Below are 14,991 nucleotides of genomic sequence, written 5' to 3'. Positions count from 1 at the left end.
GCATCGCCGCGCGCTCGAACCGCTGAGCAGCCTTCGAATACCAATGGAGGTATGAATCGTGAGTCTCAATCTCACTGGGAGCAACGACGACGTCGAAGCGACCGACGCACTCGCCCGCCAAGGGCAGGATGAAGACCAGATGGGTCGCGGCTCGCTCGCGATGGCCTGGTACGGAGTCGCCAGCGCGTTCTTCTTCGTCTACATCGGCGCGGCGATGGCCGTCGCGTACGGCACGGTCAACGCCATCATCGGCATCGTGCTGACCATCATCTGCTACGGCATCATCAACTCGGTGCTCTCGAAGTACGCGATCAACAACCGCACCACGGTCGCGCAGTTCTCGCGCACCATTCTCGGCACCGCGGGCTCGTCGATCGCCACGATCATCTTCGCCCTCGTCGCCATCTACTACGCGGTGTTCGAGGGCTCGATCGTGGCCTACGCCTTCATGGCGGCGTTCGGCGGCGAGATGTGGATGTGGAGCCTGATCGTGGTGATCTACTCCACCCCGCTCATCCTCGGCGGCGCCCGTCGATTCATGGACAAGCTCAACGGCTGGCTCATGCCGCTCTACTTCTTCGGCCTGGTCGCAGCCGTGATCTGGGCCGGTGTCGTCTACGGCTTCGGCGATGCCTGGCTGACCCACGCCCCCGAGGTGCCGCTGCCCTTCGTGCAGGGCGGTCCCGGCTGGCTCGCCACCTTCGCCGGCTACATGGGCGTGTGGATCCTGATGATGTTCACGATGGACTACGCGGCGCTCGGCAAGCGCAAGGACACGAAGTTCCACCAGCGCTTCACCTTCGGCTGGCTCTTCTACGTGCTCGCGTACGGCTTCGCGGCACTCGTGGGCATCTTCCTCACCTTCACCATCCCCGGCATCGAGGCCTCCGAGACCGGTCTCGCCGGCGGCCTCGTCTCGCTCATGGGCGTCTTCGGACTCATCGTGATCATCGCATCGCAGACCCGCATCAACACGGCGAACTACTACCTCGGCGCGGCCAACCTGAAGTCGTTCGGCGAGCGCGTGCTGCGGCTGCGCATGCCGAACATCGTGTGGGTGCTGGTCTCGTCGCTGATCATCTTCCTGCTGATGCTGCTCCCGATCGTGCAGTACATCTTGCTGGCGCTCGCCTGGCAGGGCGTGCTCGTGACGGCCTGGGTGGCCATCGCGCTCACCCACGTGCTGCTCGACCGGGGTCGCAACCAGGAGCACGCCGCGATCGACGACAAGCACTACCGGGCGTTCAACAGCAACGGCCTCATCGCCTGGATCATCGCCACCGTGATCGGCATCCTGATGCTGCAGCTCGCTTCGATCAACCCGGATCTCGCGGGCATCGGCGCCACCTGGGGACCGATCCTCACCGCGCTCTCCGCGGGTGTCATCTACGCGATCCTGTGGAAGACGCACCCGACGAGCCGCACCGGTCTCATCAAGGTGGTCGGGTCGGCGCAGTAGCGCTGGGAGAGCGTCCCCTCCGCCGATTGAGCGAGCGCAGCGGATACCCCGCTGACTGAGCGAGCGCGGCGATCCTGTCCGCTGATTGAGCGAGCGCAGCGAGTCGAAATCGAGGATCGATCCTCGCGCCGATTCGCTGCGCTCGCCCGCGCCGTGCGTCATCAGTACGGCTCGAGTTCGACCAACCGGAGGGCCATGAGGCACGTCGCCTTGCCGTCGAGGGTTTCGAGGGAGAGGCCGAGGATCTGCTCGATCCGACGCAGCCGGTAGCTGAGCGAGTTCCGGTGGATGAAGAGCTCCTCGCAGGTGCGCGACGGCTGCGCGTCATTGCGCAGCCAGGCGCGCAGCGTGGGGAGCAGTTCGGTGCTGCGCTGCTCGTCGTGCTCGATGAGCGGTGCGAGGAAGCGGTGCGCCGACTCCCGGGCGCCTCTGCCCGCGGCGGCCGCGACGACGGCGCTCAGACCGAGGGCCGGTGCGATGACCGGCGCCTCGGTGTGGCGCACCAGATCGAGGGCGTGCACGAGGGAGATGCGCAGCTCGTCGATGGTGCGCGTAGGCTCCCGGAAGACGAGGGGCAGGTCGGCGCGCACGCCCAGCAGTTGCGCCGCGGCGTCGGCGGCCGTGTCGCGGGGGAACTGCATCAGCGCGATGAGGCGCTCGTCGATCTCGGCGATGCGCACGTCGTGGAACGCGTCGTGCAGGGCCAGACGCAGCTGCCAGGCCGCCGCCGCGTGCTCGCCGCTGAGGTCGGCGACGAGCAGCGAGGTCTCGGCGCCGCGGCCGAGGCCGAGCTCGTGGAACGCGCCGGCGACGTCGTTGCGGGTCGCCTCCGACCACGAGACGCAGCGGTTGACGAATCGCAGCATGTCCTGGTGGCTGCTCGCGTCGACCGTGATCGACCGGTTGAGCTGCAGGGCGAGGATCGAGGTGGCCGGGGTCAGCAGCGTCTCGAGCTCGTCGGAGGACCGGTGCAGGCGCACGGCCAGCTGGCAGGAGTTGCGCAGGCCCATGGGCAGCGTCATGTTGAACACGTCCGGCTGGGAGGTGCGGGCCGCGCCGGTGCGCCAGGTGGCCGTGGCCGGGTACTGCGCGATGATCGAGTCGAACGCGTCGTAGACGGCGATCGGCAGCTCGAGCACGGCGTGGATGGCGGCGAGCAGCGTCGAGATCTCGGCCCCCTGGTTGGCGAGCCGGGCGCACTCGTCGGCGAGGCGCCAGCCCCGGTCGGTGAGCGCGATGCGCTCGGCCTGCAGCATGTACTCGACGTGCTGGTTGATCTTGAACAGCGGCACGGTGGTGGGCACCTCGAGCAGCGGCACGTCGTGGCGGATGCACGCTTCGATGAGTCCCTTCGGCAGTTCGCGGTGGGCGACTCCGACGGCGAAGGCGAGCGCCGAGACCGGCACGCGGGTGAGGCGCTCGACGTAGCCGTCCCAGATGCTGGGCTCGGTGAAGTTCATGCCGATGCCCGAGGTCAGCACGAGCACGTTGGGCTCGAGATACGGGGTCGGGTCGAGATGCTCGGCGGGTGCGCAGCGGGCGATCTCGCAGCCGAGACGCTTCAAGCTCGAGGGCGTTTCGAGGCGCAGCTGCAGCGAGTGCTCGGTGAGCAGATCGGTCACGCGCATCGGAACCTCTTTCGCATGTGCACAATGCAAGGAGAAATATTCTTGCGTTTGCATAATAACGCTGGATCGACGCAGCGCGTAGCTTTGAGGCCATGACAGCACAACGTGGTGATGCGATCTCAGTCAACTCCGATATGGGCGAGGCCTTCGGCCTGCATGCCTTCGGCAACGACCCGGCGCTCATGGAGATCATCGACGTCGCCAACGTCGCCTGCGGCTTCCACGCCGGCGACCCCGGTGCCATGGAGACCACCGTCGCGCTCGCGCAGCGGAACGGCGTGCGCGTCGGCGCCCACCCCGGTCTGCCCGACCTCGTCGGGTTCGGGCGCCGCGAGATGAAGCTGACCCCGCAGGAGGTCGAGGACATCATCCGCTACCAGGTCGGTGCGCTCAGCGGCTTCCTCGCGAAGCACCGCCTGCCGCTCAACCACATCAAGCCGCACGGCTCGCTCTACGGCATGCTCGCCCGCGACGAGGACCTGATGCTCGGCGCCGTGCGCGTCGCCGGCGACTACGGGGTGCCCCTCTTCGGCATCGCGGGCACGGCGCACCAGCGCGTCGCCGAGCGCGAGGGCGTCGAATTCGTGGGCGAGCTCTACGTGGATCTCGACTACAACGCCGAGGGCGGCCTCATCATTCTGCGCCAGCCCCACGCCACCGATCCGCGGCGGGCAGCGGAGCGCGCCCGCCGCGCCATCGAGGAGGGCACCGTGCTCTCGGTGGACGGCACCGAGCTGCCCATCGAGTTCGGCAGCATCTGCGTGCACTCCGACACCCCGAACGCGGCCGAGGTCGCCGCCGCCGTGCGCGCGGTCGTCGACGCATAGCCGGTCCACCGCTTCACGCACCATCCCACTCAATCCCACCCCACTCATCCCCACCCACTCAGCCCCACCATCGGAGAACAAGAGCACATGAGTTCACAGGTCATCGCGCCCATCCCGGGTATCTTCTACCGCCGCCCCGCACCCGATAAGCCCCCGTTCGTCGAGGCCGGCGACACCGTCGAGGCGGGCCAGACCATCGGCGTCATCGAGATCATGAAGCAGTTCACGGAGGTGCGCAGCGAGGCCGCGGGTGTCATCGCGTCGTTCGAGGCCGAGGACCTCGGCATGGTCGGTCCCGGCGACGTGATCGCCATCATCGAGTAGTCCCCAGCACCGATCCCCGTCACTTCCAGGCTCGAAGGAGCGCCACTTTGAAGAAATTGCTGATCGCCAACCGCGGCGAGATCGCGGTCCGGATCATCCGGGCCGCCCGCGACATGGGCATCGCCACCGTTGCGGTGGTGAGCGAGGCCGACCGCGGCTCGAACGCCGAACGCCTCGCCGATGAATCGGTGGTCATCGGACCGGCTCCCGCGGGCCTGAGCTACCTCAACCACGACGCCGTCCTCTCGGCCGCCGCCGAGACCGGGGCCGACGCGATCCACCCGGGCTACGGCTTCCTCTCCGAGAACGCCGATTTCGCCCGCAAGGTCATCACCGCGGGGCTCACCTGGGTCGGCCCCGATCCCGACACGATCGTGCTGATGGGCGACAAGTCGCGCGCCCGCCGCGCGGCGATCGACGCCGGCGTGCCCGTGCTCGCGGGTACCGAGGGCGCGCTCGACGTCGAGAGCGACATCGAGGCCATCGCCGACGGCATCGGCTATCCGCTCGTGGTGAAGGCCTCGGCGGGCGGCGGCGGTCGAGGCATCCGCCGCATCAACTCGCGCGAGGAGGTGCGCAGCACCGTCGAGGTGGCGCAGGCCGAGGCGCTCGCCGCGTTCAACTCCAACGAGGTCTACTTCGAGCGCTTCGTCACCCGCGCCCGCCACGTCGAGGTGCAGGTGTTCGGCGACGGCGAGAGCTGGGTGCACCTCGGCGACCGCGACTGCTCGATGCAGCGCCGCCAGCAGAAGGTCATCGAGGAGGCCCCCGCTCCCGGCCTGCCCGACGAGCTGCGCCAGCGCATGCGCGACACCTCGGTCGAACTCGCCAGGCAGTCGGGGTACGTGGGCGCGGGCACCGTCGAGTTCCTCTACGATCCTCAGCTCCAGGAGATCGCGTTCATCGAGATGAACACCCGCCTGCAGGTGGAGCACCCCATCAGCGAGGCCATCACCGGCATCGACCTCGTGCGCGAGCAACTGCGCATCGCCGGCGGCGAGAAGCTCGGCTACACGCAGCAGGACATCGACTTCGAGGGGCACGCGTTCGAGTTCCGCATCAACGCCGAGGATCCCGACAACAACTTCATGCCGAGCCCCGGCCTGATCGAGGCGCTCGAACTCTCGGGCGGCCCCGGCGTGCGCGCCGACTTCGGCTTCTCGGCCGGCCAGACGGTCATGCCCTTCTACGACTCGCTGCTCGGCAAGCTGATCGTGTGGGATACCGACCGCGAGCGGGCGCTCGCCCGCGCGGCCCGTGCGCTCGGGGAGGCGGAGATCGTCGGCATCAAGAGCACCGTTCCCCTCATGCGCCGCCTGGTCGCGCTCGACGACTTCGCCGCCGCGCAGCACTACACGACCTACATCGAATCGGTACCCGGCCTGTTGGGAGAAGCATCATGACTCTGCCTGAGCACGCGCGCTACACCTGGGGCGGCGACGAGTTCCTGGTCGTGGAGATCGCCCCCGACATGTCGCTCGAGGCGAACTTCGTCTCGAACTCGATCGCGGTGGGTCTCGAGCAGCGCGAGCTGCCGGGCATCGTCGACATCTGCCCGGCGAACGCCTCGCTGCTGATCCGCTTCGATCCCGACGAGCTGGCGCACACCGAGCTCGAGCGCGTGGTGCGCGAACTCGAGGTCGAGGTGCGCCGGGTCGCCGGCGGCGTGCTCGAGACCCGCATCATCGAGGTGCCGGTCTGGTACGACGACCCCTACACCCGCGAGACCGGAGAACGCTTCCGCGAGGGCTACCACCAGGATCCGAGCGGCACCGACCTCGACTACGCCGCGGCGGTCAACGGGCTCGCCGACGCGCAGGAGTTCATCCGCCGTCACCACGAGCGTCCCTGGATCGTCTCGATGGTCGGGTTCGTCGCCGGCCTGCCGTTCCTCTTCCAGCTCGCGCCGAGGGAGGAGCAGCTCGAGGTGCCCAAGTACCTCAGCCCGCGCACCGACACCCCGCCGCTCACCGTCGGCTACGGCGGCTGCTTCACCGCCCACTACTCGGTGCGCGGCGCGGGCGGGTACCAGATGCTCGGCATCGCACCGGTTCCCATCTACGATCCGGAGCAGACGCTCGCCGACTTCGCCGACTTCTCCGTGCTCTTCAAGGCCGGCGACATCGTGAAGTACCGCCCGGTCGATGAGGCGGAGTACCGCGAGATCCAGGCGCAGGTGGAGGCGGGCACCTATCGCTACAGGCAGGCCCCCGTCACCTTCTCGCTCTCCGAGGCGCTCGCCGACCTCGAGGGGCACAACCGCTCACTTCTGGAGGCTCTCGATGTCGCTTGAGATCATCACCCCCGGGCTCGCGACCACGGTGCAGGATCGCGGCCGCTTCGGCTACTACCGCTTCGGCATCCCGCAGGGCGGCTCGATGGACCAGTACGCGGCCGCGCTCGCGAACCGCCTCGTCGGCAACACCGCCGACGAGGCCGTGCTCGAGTGCACGTACATGGGTCCCAAGTTCACCACCGACGCCGACGCCGTCGTCGCAGTGACCGGAGCCCCCGTCGACGTGCTCGTCAACGGCGAGCCGGTCGAGCAAAACGCGCGCCTCGAGCTGCGTGCGGGCGATGAGCTGTCGTTCGGCGTGATCAAGGGCGGCACGAAGTTCTTCATCGCGGTCGCGGGCGGCATCGACGTGCCCGTGGCGCTGGGCTCCCGCTCGACCTACCCGATCGGGCGCATCGGCGGCGTCGAGGGGCGCGCGCTCGCCGCGGGTGACGTCGTGCCCGTGGGCGCCGCGCTCCCCGAGAGCCTGCCGCGGCTCGAGCGCATTCCGGCCGATCTGCTGCCGAGCTACGAGCGGCAGGTCGAGGTGCGCATCATGCTGGGGCTCTACGACCACAAGCTCACCGAGGAGGGGCTCCGCAACCTGACCGAGGCCGAGTGGACCCTCACGCCCGTGGCCGACCGCATGGGCCTGCGCTTCGACGGCCCGGGGGTGGCGTGGAAGGACGAGCCCCAGCCCTTCGGCGCGGGGCAGGATCCCTCGAACATCACCGACGCGGGCTACCCCGTCGGTTCGATCCAGGTGCCGGGCGGAACGCAGCCGATCGTGCTGCACTACGACGCCGTGTCGGGCGGCGGCTACGCTCAGGCCTGCACGGTGATCAGCGCCGACATGGATCTCTTCGCGCGCATGTCGCCGGGCACCAGGGTGCGGTTCGTGCCGGTGACGATGGGGCAGGCCCTCGCCGCGCGCGCGGAGCGCAGAGCGAGACTCGCGCGGGTCTGGTCGTGAGGGGCGCGACATGCCGCTTGTGACCGTCAAGATGTTCGAGCACCGCCTGCAGCAGGATCCCGCGCTCGCGCAGCGCCTCGCCGTGGCGATCGACGCGCTCGTGGCCGAGCACTGCACCGGAGCCGACGGGAAGCGGCCCGACACGTGGGTGCTCGTGGAGGGAGTGCCGCGCGAGCAGTGGACCTTCAACGGAGATACCCGCTGAGGCACGATTCGGGAACCATCGGTGTGCGGGATAGTGCGAAGCCTCTGCATAGGCCATGATGAAATCATGCACCGCAATCGTGGTGCGATCCCGTTCTCTGTAAGGAGTTCTCATGGCTTCCTCCGAAACCAATCTGCTGCAGCGCGCCGGCGACGGCGTGCGCACCGCCCTCGGTGTCGGTGGCCTCATCGCAGTCGTGCTCGGCTTGCTCATCCTGTTCTTCCCCGCGAAGTCGGGCGCCGTGGCGATGCAGATCGTGGCCGCGGTGATGGCCGCATACGCGCTCGTCGTCGGCGTCGTATACATCGGATCCTCGATCTTCAGCCGCTCGCTCGGCGGCTGGGCTCGTATCGGGCACATCCTGCTCGGCCTGCTCTATGTGATCGGCGGCGTCGTGATGATGGTCAACCTCGGCGCGACCGCCGCGGTGCTCGCGATCTTCCTCTCGGTGACCATCGGCGTGCTGTGGTTGTTCGAGGGCATCATGGCGTTCACCGTGGTGAATCAGAGCGAGAACAAGGTGTGGACGATCCTCTACGGCGCGATCAGCGTGATCGCCGGCCTCAGCCTCATGTTCTCGCCGCTGCTCGGCGTCGTCACCCTGTGGCTGCTGCTCGGCATCGCGATGGTCGTGATGGGCGCGGTGCAGGTGGTGCGCGCGTTCACGCTGAAGAGCGCGGAGTAGTCGCCGGACGCGGCTCGCTGTTCGGCGGTCGCTGAGCGCATCGCGAACGGGGCCGGATCCTGCAGGATCCGGCCCCGTTCGCGTGCCGGGCGGTTCTAGCGCAGCGCTGCGAGCGTCTCCGAGGTGATGGGGTCGTCCCCCGCCGCGAGAGAGACGTACTTGCGCAGCACCACGAGCGCCGCGGAGGCCTTGTCGAACTCCGCCGCCACGAAGCGATCCGAGCTGATCAGCGCGAGTGCCTCCCGCGCCGGCATCACCGCGCCCTTGAGCTGGTCGCGGCGGTCGGCCGGAACGATGGCGCGCAACTCGTCCATCGAGGTGAAGATCGGCAGCACGAGCTGGCCCTTCGTCGAGCGGATCGTGCGCACGCGGGGGCCCTTCCGCTTCGAGGAGGTGCCCGTCACGTCGACCACCAGGTACCCCTCGCGCAGCGCCTCGAGGAACGCCGCGAGGTGCTGGTAGTCGGGCGTCTGCTGCAGCGCCCGCAGCGCCTCGCGCACCTGCTCGTTCGCGTAGTCGGCGTGCACGTCGTCGGGGATGCTCGGCTGCGCGTCAGGAGTCTCGGGGGTCTGCGATGCGTCGTCTCGAGCCATGCCCTCTAGCCTACGGGTCGCTCGGCGGCTGGCGACCCCTCACTCCTCGCCGATGCCGCGCGCGGCCAGCGCCTCGCCGGTCGCGTGCGCGTGCGCCACGGTGCGCACGACGAACGGCACCAGCAGTGCCCGCGGGTCGCGTTCGAGGCCCCGGGCGCGGGCGGCCTCGCGAGTCTCGGAGGCGATCCCGAGAATGCTCGGGATCGCGCGGATCACGAGCGAGAACGAGAGGGCCACGCGGTCCGGTTTGACGCCCAGGCCGCGCAGTGGGCCGAGCGCCCAGGTGATGGTGTCGATCATGTCCTCGACGGCGGTGCTGGCGGTGACGGCGCTCGCCGCGAGGATCAGCGCGAACAGATCGCCGACCACCTCGAATCCGCGCTCCCAGCCGTGCTGCCAGGCCTGAAACGCGAAGAGCGGGATCGCGACGAGCGCGAAGCGCCGTCCCACCCGCCAGAGATCTCGCCCGCGCAGGCCGGCGAGGATCGCGAGGGCGACGGCGATCCCGAGCCACACCGCGCTGACGAGCACACCCGAGGTCCACATCACGATGATCGCGAAGCCGAACAGCCCGAGCAGCTTGGCGCCCGGCCGCAGCCGGTGCAGCGGGCCGCGCCCGGGCCGGTAGGAGCCGAGCGGCGAGGCCGCGGTCATGAGAGGGCCTCGCTCAGGGCCCGGTAGTGCGCCACCGCCTCGCCCGGTGCGCCGTCGAAGACCACGCGCCCGGCGTCGATCACCAGCGTGCGGTCGGCCCGCGCCGCCAGCTCGAGGTCGTGGGTGACGAGCACCACCTGCTGCGGCAACGACAGCAGCAGCTCGCCGATCATGCGGGAGTTGCGCAGGTCGAGCAGGGTGGTGGGCTCGTCGGCGACGAGGATCGCGGGATCGGTCGCGAGCACCGAGGCGATCGCGAGCAGCTGCTTCTGGCCGCCCGACAGCGTGTGCACGCTGCGCTCGGCGAGCGCCTCGAGACCGAAGCGCTCAAGGGTCTCGAGCGCCGCCCGCCGCCGCTCGCGCTTGTCGCGGTGGGCGCGGCGCAGGGACAGGGCGACGTCCTCGGCGGCGGTCGGCATGATGAGCTGCGCGTCGGGGTTGGAGAAGACGAAGCCCACCTCGCGGCGCACCGCGGCGCCGTGCGCGACCGTGTCGAGGCGGCCCCGATCAGTGGTGATCGCGACGCTGCCCGCCGACGGCTCGACCACGCCGTTGACGAGGCGGGCGAGCGTCGACTTGCCCGAGCCGTTGGCCCCGATGATCGAGACGCGGCGCTCCGCGAGCGTGAGCGCGGTCGGATGCAGGATCGTCGCGGTGCCCTCTTGCGCGGGCACCGCGACTGCTGCGTGCTGGAACTCGATCACTCGGCGATCCTACGGGGTCGGCGGAACGGGGGGCGGGGATTGCGGGCCGGGAGGCGCTCAGCCCCGCTGGCGGCGGGGGAGCAGCGCCGGGAAGGCGCGATGCACCGCCGCCGCGATGATGGCGGCGAGCAGGGCCTTGACGACATCGCCGGGCAGGAAGACGACATCCACGAGCGCCGCCTGGCCGAGCGTCATATCGGCGCGCCAGACGAGGCCGAGGATGCCGAGTCCGTGGTTCACGACGACGCCGGCGAGCGCGGCGAGGAAGATGAACAGGGTGCTCAGCGCGACCCCGCGGCGCGGCAGCCGGCTCACGATGAAGCCGGTCGCGGCGGCGGCGAGCGGGAACGACACGAGGTAGCCGACCGTGGGGCCCGCGAAGGGCGCCAGGCCCGCCGATCCGCCGGCGAAGACGGGCAGTCCGATCGCGCCGATCGCGAGGTAGAGCAGCGCGGCGAGGAAGCCGCGACGGGCTCCGAGCACGGCGCCCGTCAGCAGGATCGCGAAGGTCTGCAGCGTGAACGGCACCGGGCCGGCGATCGTGATCGCGGGGATGATCGCGCACACGGCGATGAACGCGGCGAAGGTGGCGATGAGGGCGAGATCCGTCGCCGCGTTGCCGCGCTTCGGTCGCGGTGTTGCGTGATCGCCGGCTGCGGGTGCCGTGGCGGCCGCGGGTGCTGCTGCGGGTGCCGGGGCCGGCGTGGCGGCCGAGGTCGCGGGGGTCTCTTCGGCTGCGGTCTCTGGGTTCGACATGGTGTCTCCGGTCTCTGGCTCACGAGGGATCTCAGCCGTGCTCGTATCGAAGCAACCTGAACGGTGTTCAGCTGAATGGTGTTCAGGTTAGCTCGATGATGCCGGTCCGCGCAACTCGTCAGTGTTCTCGCTCGTTGCCCACCGCAGCGCGACCCGTGTTCGCGACCCGTGTTCGCTATCCGTGTTCGGACGGTCTCGGAAACGCGAAGTAGGCGTCGTGGTGCAGCCGGCATCCCGGGTTGAAGGGCGCGCCGCAGGCGGGGCAGCCGCTCGCTTCGAGGTACTCCTCGATGCGCAGCTCGTGGTCGCACACGCCGCAGAGCACCGCTCGTCGCTCGAGATCGTCGATGGCCCACCGCTCGATCGGATGAGCCGGCGTCGCGTACTCCTCGTGGCAGCGCAGGCAGGGGAAGTACGCGTCGCAGCACTTGAACCGCATGGCGATGACGTCGGTGGGGCCGTGGTAGTGGACGCACCTCGTCTGGTCGTCGACGACGCCCCCGAGCACGCGCATGATTCTCCTGCCTCGCCGGCGACGGCAGCGGCTGCAGCCGGTCGCGCTCCGCGGTGTTCGGCCGGAATTCGTTCCGCCCGAACGCGGGCGCGGGCCCGGCGCCGCCCATGTGAATGGTGTTCAGGTTACGGCTATGCTGAGGGAATGCGCAACACCCTCTCCGACGTGGTCGCCGCGGCGCTGCGGGTGCTCGATGCGCAGGGCCTCGAGGGGTGCTCGATGCGGCGGGTCGCCGCCGCCCTCGATGTGCAGCCGAGCGCGCTCTACCATCACGTGCCCAACAAGCAGACGTTGCTCGCGCTCATGGCCGACGAGATCGTGCGGGGCGTCGGCGCATCCGCTCGCGATCCGCGCGCCTTCTGCATCGAGTTGCGCGACGCGATGCTGGCGGTGCGCGATGGCGCCGACGTGGTGGCGACCGCGTCGGCGTTCCGCCTCGGAGCGTCGCAGATCGAGGATCGCCTCGCCGAACTCGCGGGCGTCGAGGGCGCCCGCACCCTGCTGCTCTACACCTTCGGCCATGCGCAGTCGACGCAGACGCACGTGCAGGCCGCGGCGCTCGGCGCGTTGCTGGCCCCCGCCGAGCCGGGCGCGCAGGGAGAGACCGCTGGCGACCCGTCGGCCGACCTCGACGCCTCGTTCGGGCGCGGCCTCGACATCATCCTCGCGGGGCTCTCCTCCGGCCGAGACTGAGCCCATTCGCCGGAACAGGGGTGTCCAGAGGCGATGACCGGCGCCGTTTCGAACAGCGGGCTCGTGTTCGACGGGAGAACCTGTTCCCCATCACGGGCGGCGCGGGTAGTGTGGCGGAATGGGAGATGCAGCGCAGGAAGACTTCTCGATCGACGATGACGTGATCGCGGTGGGCGGCGCTCGCGGCACCATCTGCGACATCCGCACGATGGCGAACGGGGTCCCCGTGTACGGGGTCCAGGATCTGACCGGCGCGGTCCGCTACTACGTCGCCGACGGGCTCAAGCGGTTCCTCTAGCCCCGGGGCGGTGCGGGTTGCGGCGGGGTGCGCCCGCGGGCCGCGGGGTGCGCCTGCGTCTTGAGTGCAGCGCGCGCAGGGGGGCATGAGTGTGCCCCCAGTCTCGCCGTTGTGACTGGGGGCCGGGTGGCCGCTGAGAGGTAGATCGCGACCGATATCGACGATAGACGGGTACCGTTTCAGGACCGTTTCGGTGCGATCACAAGAACCGGCGGAGTGCTCGAGTGGAGTGCGCCGCGCTGCCCGGGCCGTGCGGACGGCGGGCTCTGCGGACTTCGCGCGAGCAGCGGGTGCCGCAGCGGCTGCCTCCGTGGGAGCACGCGGGACCTCTCAGAACAGCGTGTTCTGGTCCTCCATGCCGCGCATCGCGTCGTAGTCGAGTACGAGGCAGCGGATCCCGCGATCCTCGGCGAGGGTGCGTGCCTGCGGCTTGATCTCCTGCGCCGCGAAGATGCCCGTGACCGGGGCCAGCTTCGGGTCGCGGTTCATGAGCTCCAGGTACCGCGTCAGCTGCTCCACGCCGTCGATGCCCCCGCGGCGCTTGATCTCGATCGCCACGGAGGCTCCCGAGGCATCGCGGGCCAGGATGTCGACGGGGCCGATCGCCGTCATGTACTCGCGGCGCACGAGCGTGTGACCCGGTCCCGCGAGCTCGATCTGATCGGCGAGCAGCTCCTGCAGGTGCGCCTCGACGCCGTCCTTGATGAGGCCGGGATCGACGCCCAGGTCGTGCGACGAGTCGTGGAAGATCTCGAACACCGAGACGACCAGCTTGTCGGCGGTCTTCTTGTGCGTCACCTGCCAGGCCTCGACGATGCCCGCGGCGGCCTGCTCCTCGTCGAGATCGAGCGCTGCGAGGGTGCAGGGCGGGCTCATCCAGTTGAGCGGCTTGTACGAGCCGCCGTCCGAGTGCACGAGGATCGAGCCGTCGTTCTTGAGCATCAGCACGCGCTTCGCCCGCGGCAGGTGGGCGGAGAGACGGCCCGCATAGTCGACGGAGCAGTCAGCAACAACGATTCGCACTCGCGGTAGTTTAGCCGCTCACCCTCGTTGCCGCTCGCGCGCCGCGCTCGCGGCGAGTCCACCGAGCAGCGCGACGGCCGCGAGCAGCCAGAACGCCGACAGCAGGCCGATGTGCTCGCCGAGGAAGCCGAAGGCCATCGGGCCGAGCAGCATCGCCGTGTAGGCGACGGCCGAAACCGCCGCGACGTCGCGCACCGCGGTCTCCGGGTTGTCGGCCGCAGCCGAGATCCCGACGGGGAAGCCGAGCGCGCAGCCGATGCCCCAGCAGATCGCGCCGATCACGATGGCCCAGGTGTGCGGCACCAGGATGACGGTCACGACGCCGACGGCGCAGAGGATCGCGCCGCCGCGCAGCACCGCAACGCGCCCGAAGCGGTGCAGGATCGGGGACCCGGCGACACGGGTGACGGTCATCGAGACGAAGAAGACGCCGAGGATCAGGGCGCCGAGCTCGTTGGAGAGGCCGCGTCCGTCGACGAGCGCGAGCGGCAGCCAGTCTGCCGCCGTGCCCTCGGCCAGGGCCATGCTCATGGCGATGAAGCCGATGAGCAGGATGCGCGGATCCGTCCACGGGCTGCGTGAGCGTGCGGCCTGCGGGGCGCCGCTGCCGGTGCCTGCGTGAGCGGCTGCCGCATCGGCGGCGGGATCGGCGGTGGGATCGGCGGAAGATTCGCCGGAGACGATCGGGATCGGGCCGGTCTTGGTCGCCGGGACGGGAGGAGCAGCGGATCGGGCGGTCTCGACACGGTCGTTCCGCGGGATCCAGCGCAGCACCGTCAGCGAGATGCCGATGATCAGCAGGAAGATGCCGATGAGGTGCAGAGGGACCGAGATCCGCAGCGCCTCGGCCGCCGCTCCGACCCCCATGGCGCTCACGCTGCCGAGGCTGAAGCCGGCGTGCAGCAGCGGCAGCCGGGCCCGCCCCAGCGCGCGTTCGGCCGAGGCGCCGCTGATGTTCATGGCGACGTCGGAGTTGCTGAAGGCGAAACCGTAGCCGAAGAGGAGCACGAGACCGAGCGGCATCTGCCCGCCCCACAGCAGGAGCACCGCCGACGGCATGAGCACGGCCTGTGCGGCGATCCCGAGCTGCAGGGCGCGCCGAGGGCCGAGCCTCGAGATGATCCGCCCGGCGAGCAGCAGCCCCGTCACCGACCCGATCGCCAGGCAGAGGCCGTAGACGCTCATCTGCAGGGTCGTCGCGTCGAGATGGTCGCGCACCGCCGGGAGCCGGGAGAGCCAGCTGCCGAACCCGAATCCGAGCATGGCGAAGATGATGACGAGCGCGGTCACCCAGCGGGTGACCGCCCTGGCATCCGAAGCGTGGTGATCGGTCACGGTACTCCTGCGCGGTCGGGGTCGAGCGAAGCCGACGATTCAGCG

The 14,991-nt window shown here is 69.7% G+C and carries 18 protein-coding genes; 10 read left to right on the top strand and 8 right to left on the bottom strand.

Features of this window, described 5'->3' with window-relative positions:
* Nucleotides 1–58: 58 nt before the first annotated feature.
* Complete coding sequence (locus AMS65_RS04600) at nt 59–1,459, top strand: purine-cytosine permease family protein (protein WP_053382997.1); 1,401 nt, start codon at nt 59–61, stop codon at nt 1,457–1,459.
* Nucleotides 1,460–1,620: 161 nt separating this feature from the next.
* Here the strand turns inward: AMS65_RS04600 and AMS65_RS04595 are convergent, their stop codons facing one another.
* Nucleotides 1,621–3,087 carry a helix-turn-helix domain-containing protein gene (locus AMS65_RS04595; protein WP_053382996.1) on the bottom strand — a complete coding sequence of 489 codons (1,467 nt, stop codon included), beginning with the start codon at nt 3,085–3,087 and terminating at the stop codon, nt 1,621–1,623.
* A 92-nt stretch (nt 3,088–3,179) separates the two neighbouring features.
* On the opposite strand from AMS65_RS04595, the gene pxpA reads away from it, so the two are divergent.
* From pxpA to AMS65_RS04560, 7 genes are all read left to right on the top strand, one after another.
* Nucleotides 3,180–3,914 carry a 5-oxoprolinase subunit PxpA gene (gene pxpA, locus AMS65_RS04590; RefSeq protein ID WP_053382995.1) on the top strand — a complete coding sequence of 245 codons (735 nt, stop codon included), beginning with the start codon at nt 3,180–3,182 and terminating at the stop codon, nt 3,912–3,914.
* Between the two features lie 87 nt (nt 3,915–4,001).
* Nucleotides 4,002–4,238: an acetyl-CoA carboxylase gene (locus AMS65_RS04585; RefSeq protein WP_053382994.1), complete on the top strand. Its 237-nt coding sequence runs from the start codon at nt 4,002–4,004 to the stop codon at nt 4,236–4,238.
* 47 nt (nt 4,239–4,285) lie between these two features.
* Nucleotides 4,286–5,641 carry an acetyl-CoA carboxylase biotin carboxylase subunit gene (locus AMS65_RS04580; protein ID WP_053382993.1) on the top strand — a complete coding sequence of 452 codons (1,356 nt, stop codon included), beginning with the start codon at nt 4,286–4,288 and terminating at the stop codon, nt 5,639–5,641.
* Entirely contained in the window at nt 5,638–6,531 is an 894-nt protein-coding gene (locus AMS65_RS04575) for a 5-oxoprolinase subunit B family protein (protein WP_053382992.1), read from the top strand. Before AMS65_RS04580 ends, AMS65_RS04575 begins: the two co-directional genes overlap by 4 nt.
* Nucleotides 6,521–7,486 (top strand): 5-oxoprolinase subunit C family protein, encoded by a 966-nt coding sequence (locus tag AMS65_RS04570; RefSeq protein WP_053382991.1) that lies wholly within the window; start codon nt 6,521–6,523, stop codon nt 7,484–7,486. The genes AMS65_RS04575 and AMS65_RS04570 overlap by 11 nt, the downstream gene beginning before the upstream one ends.
* Before the next feature lie 10 nt (nt 7,487–7,496).
* Nucleotides 7,497–7,691 carry a tautomerase family protein gene (locus AMS65_RS04565; RefSeq protein ID WP_053382990.1) on the top strand — a complete coding sequence of 65 codons (195 nt, stop codon included), beginning with the start codon at nt 7,497–7,499 and terminating at the stop codon, nt 7,689–7,691.
* A gap of 112 nt (nt 7,692–7,803) precedes the next feature.
* Nucleotides 7,804–8,376, top strand: a complete 573-nt coding sequence (locus AMS65_RS04560) for an HdeD family acid-resistance protein (RefSeq protein WP_053382989.1) — start codon at nt 7,804–7,806, stop codon at nt 8,374–8,376.
* Nucleotides 8,377–8,471: 95 nt separating this feature from the next.
* On the opposite strand, the gene AMS65_RS04555 is transcribed toward AMS65_RS04560, so the two are convergent.
* From AMS65_RS04555 to AMS65_RS04535, 5 genes are all read right to left on the bottom strand, one after another.
* The gene (locus AMS65_RS04555; RefSeq protein ID WP_053382988.1) at nt 8,472–8,969 is read right to left on the bottom strand and encodes an SseB family protein; all 498 of its coding nucleotides are present in this window, start codon (nt 8,967–8,969) and stop codon (nt 8,472–8,474) included.
* Nucleotides 8,970–9,008: 39 nt separating this feature from the next.
* Nucleotides 9,009–9,623 carry an energy-coupling factor transporter transmembrane component T family protein gene (locus tag AMS65_RS04550; RefSeq protein WP_053382987.1) on the bottom strand — a complete coding sequence of 205 codons (615 nt, stop codon included), beginning with the start codon at nt 9,621–9,623 and terminating at the stop codon, nt 9,009–9,011.
* Nucleotides 9,620–10,327 carry an energy-coupling factor ABC transporter ATP-binding protein gene (locus tag AMS65_RS04545; RefSeq protein ID WP_053382986.1) on the bottom strand — a complete coding sequence of 236 codons (708 nt, stop codon included), beginning with the start codon at nt 10,325–10,327 and terminating at the stop codon, nt 9,620–9,622. The genes AMS65_RS04550 and AMS65_RS04545 overlap by 4 nt, the downstream gene beginning before the upstream one ends.
* 57 nt (nt 10,328–10,384) lie before the next feature.
* Nucleotides 10,385–11,083, bottom strand: a complete 699-nt coding sequence (locus AMS65_RS04540; protein ID WP_075200846.1) for a biotin transporter BioY — start codon at nt 11,081–11,083, stop codon at nt 10,385–10,387.
* Between the two features lie 175 nt (nt 11,084–11,258).
* Nucleotides 11,259–11,597 (bottom strand): CHY zinc finger protein, encoded by a 339-nt coding sequence (locus AMS65_RS04535; protein WP_053382985.1) that lies wholly within the window; start codon nt 11,595–11,597, stop codon nt 11,259–11,261.
* Between the two features lie 144 nt (nt 11,598–11,741).
* Between AMS65_RS04535 and AMS65_RS04530 the strand changes: the two genes are divergently transcribed.
* Both AMS65_RS04530 and AMS65_RS04525 read left to right on the top strand, forming a co-directional pair.
* A complete protein-coding gene (locus tag AMS65_RS04530) occupies nt 11,742–12,290 on the top strand; it encodes a TetR family transcriptional regulator (RefSeq protein ID WP_053382984.1) in 549 nt (182 codons plus the stop codon).
* A 118-nt stretch (nt 12,291–12,408) separates the two neighbouring features.
* Nucleotides 12,409–12,588, top strand: coding sequence for a hypothetical protein (locus tag AMS65_RS04525; RefSeq protein WP_053382983.1), 180 nt, complete (start codon nt 12,409–12,411; stop codon nt 12,586–12,588).
* Nucleotides 12,589–12,918: 330 nt separating this feature from the next.
* Here the strand turns inward: AMS65_RS04525 and nucS are convergent, their stop codons facing one another.
* A complete protein-coding gene (gene nucS / locus AMS65_RS04520) occupies nt 12,919–13,611 on the bottom strand; it encodes an endonuclease NucS (RefSeq protein ID WP_053382982.1) in 693 nt (230 codons plus the stop codon).
* 18 nt (nt 13,612–13,629) lie between these two features.
* The gene (locus AMS65_RS04515; protein WP_053382981.1) at nt 13,630–14,946 is read right to left on the bottom strand and encodes an MFS transporter; all 1,317 of its coding nucleotides are present in this window, start codon (nt 14,944–14,946) and stop codon (nt 13,630–13,632) included.
* Between the last annotated feature and the right edge of the window lie 45 nt (nt 14,947–14,991).

The sequence above is a fragment of the Leucobacter celer subsp. astrifaciens genome (assembly GCF_001273835.1).
GTDB lineage: Bacteria > Actinomycetota > Actinomycetes > Actinomycetales > Microbacteriaceae > Leucobacter > Leucobacter celer.
Note: the sequence above shows the minus strand (reverse complement) of the source record. Positions and strands in the feature narration are given on the sequence as shown.

Excerpts from the sequence above, each read along its gene's own strand:
- AMS65_RS04565 (WP_053382990.1), top strand. The coding sequence starts at position 7,497 with ATGCCGCTTGTGACCGTCAAGATGTTCGAGCACCGCCTGCAGCAGGAT.
- AMS65_RS04555 (WP_053382988.1), bottom strand. The coding sequence starts at position 8,969 with ATGGCTCGAGACGACGCATCGCAGACCCCCGAGACTCCTGACGCGCAG.
- AMS65_RS04585 (WP_053382994.1), top strand. The coding sequence starts at position 4,002 with ATGAGTTCACAGGTCATCGCGCCCATCCCGGGTATCTTCTACCGCCGC.
- AMS65_RS04525 (WP_053382983.1), top strand. The coding sequence starts at position 12,409 with ATGGGAGATGCAGCGCAGGAAGACTTCTCGATCGACGATGACGTGATC.
- AMS65_RS04575 (WP_053382992.1), top strand. The coding sequence starts at position 5,638 with ATGACTCTGCCTGAGCACGCGCGCTACACCTGGGGCGGCGACGAGTTC.
- AMS65_RS04595 (WP_053382996.1), bottom strand. The coding sequence starts at position 3,087 with ATGCGCGTGACCGATCTGCTCACCGAGCACTCGCTGCAGCTGCGCCTC.
- AMS65_RS04540 (WP_075200846.1), bottom strand. The coding sequence starts at position 11,083 with ATGTCGAACCCAGAGACCGCAGCCGAAGAGACCCCCGCGACCTCGGCC.
- AMS65_RS04560 (WP_053382989.1), top strand. The coding sequence starts at position 7,804 with ATGGCTTCCTCCGAAACCAATCTGCTGCAGCGCGCCGGCGACGGCGTG.
- AMS65_RS04535 (WP_053382985.1), bottom strand. The coding sequence starts at position 11,597 with ATGCGCGTGCTCGGGGGCGTCGTCGACGACCAGACGAGGTGCGTCCAC.
- AMS65_RS04530 (WP_053382984.1), top strand. The coding sequence starts at position 11,742 with ATGCGCAACACCCTCTCCGACGTGGTCGCCGCGGCGCTGCGGGTGCTC.
- pxpA (WP_053382995.1), top strand. The coding sequence starts at position 3,180 with ATGACAGCACAACGTGGTGATGCGATCTCAGTCAACTCCGATATGGGC.
- AMS65_RS04550 (WP_053382987.1), bottom strand. The coding sequence starts at position 9,623 with ATGACCGCGGCCTCGCCGCTCGGCTCCTACCGGCCCGGGCGCGGCCCG.
- AMS65_RS04570 (WP_053382991.1), top strand. The coding sequence starts at position 6,521 with ATGTCGCTTGAGATCATCACCCCCGGGCTCGCGACCACGGTGCAGGAT.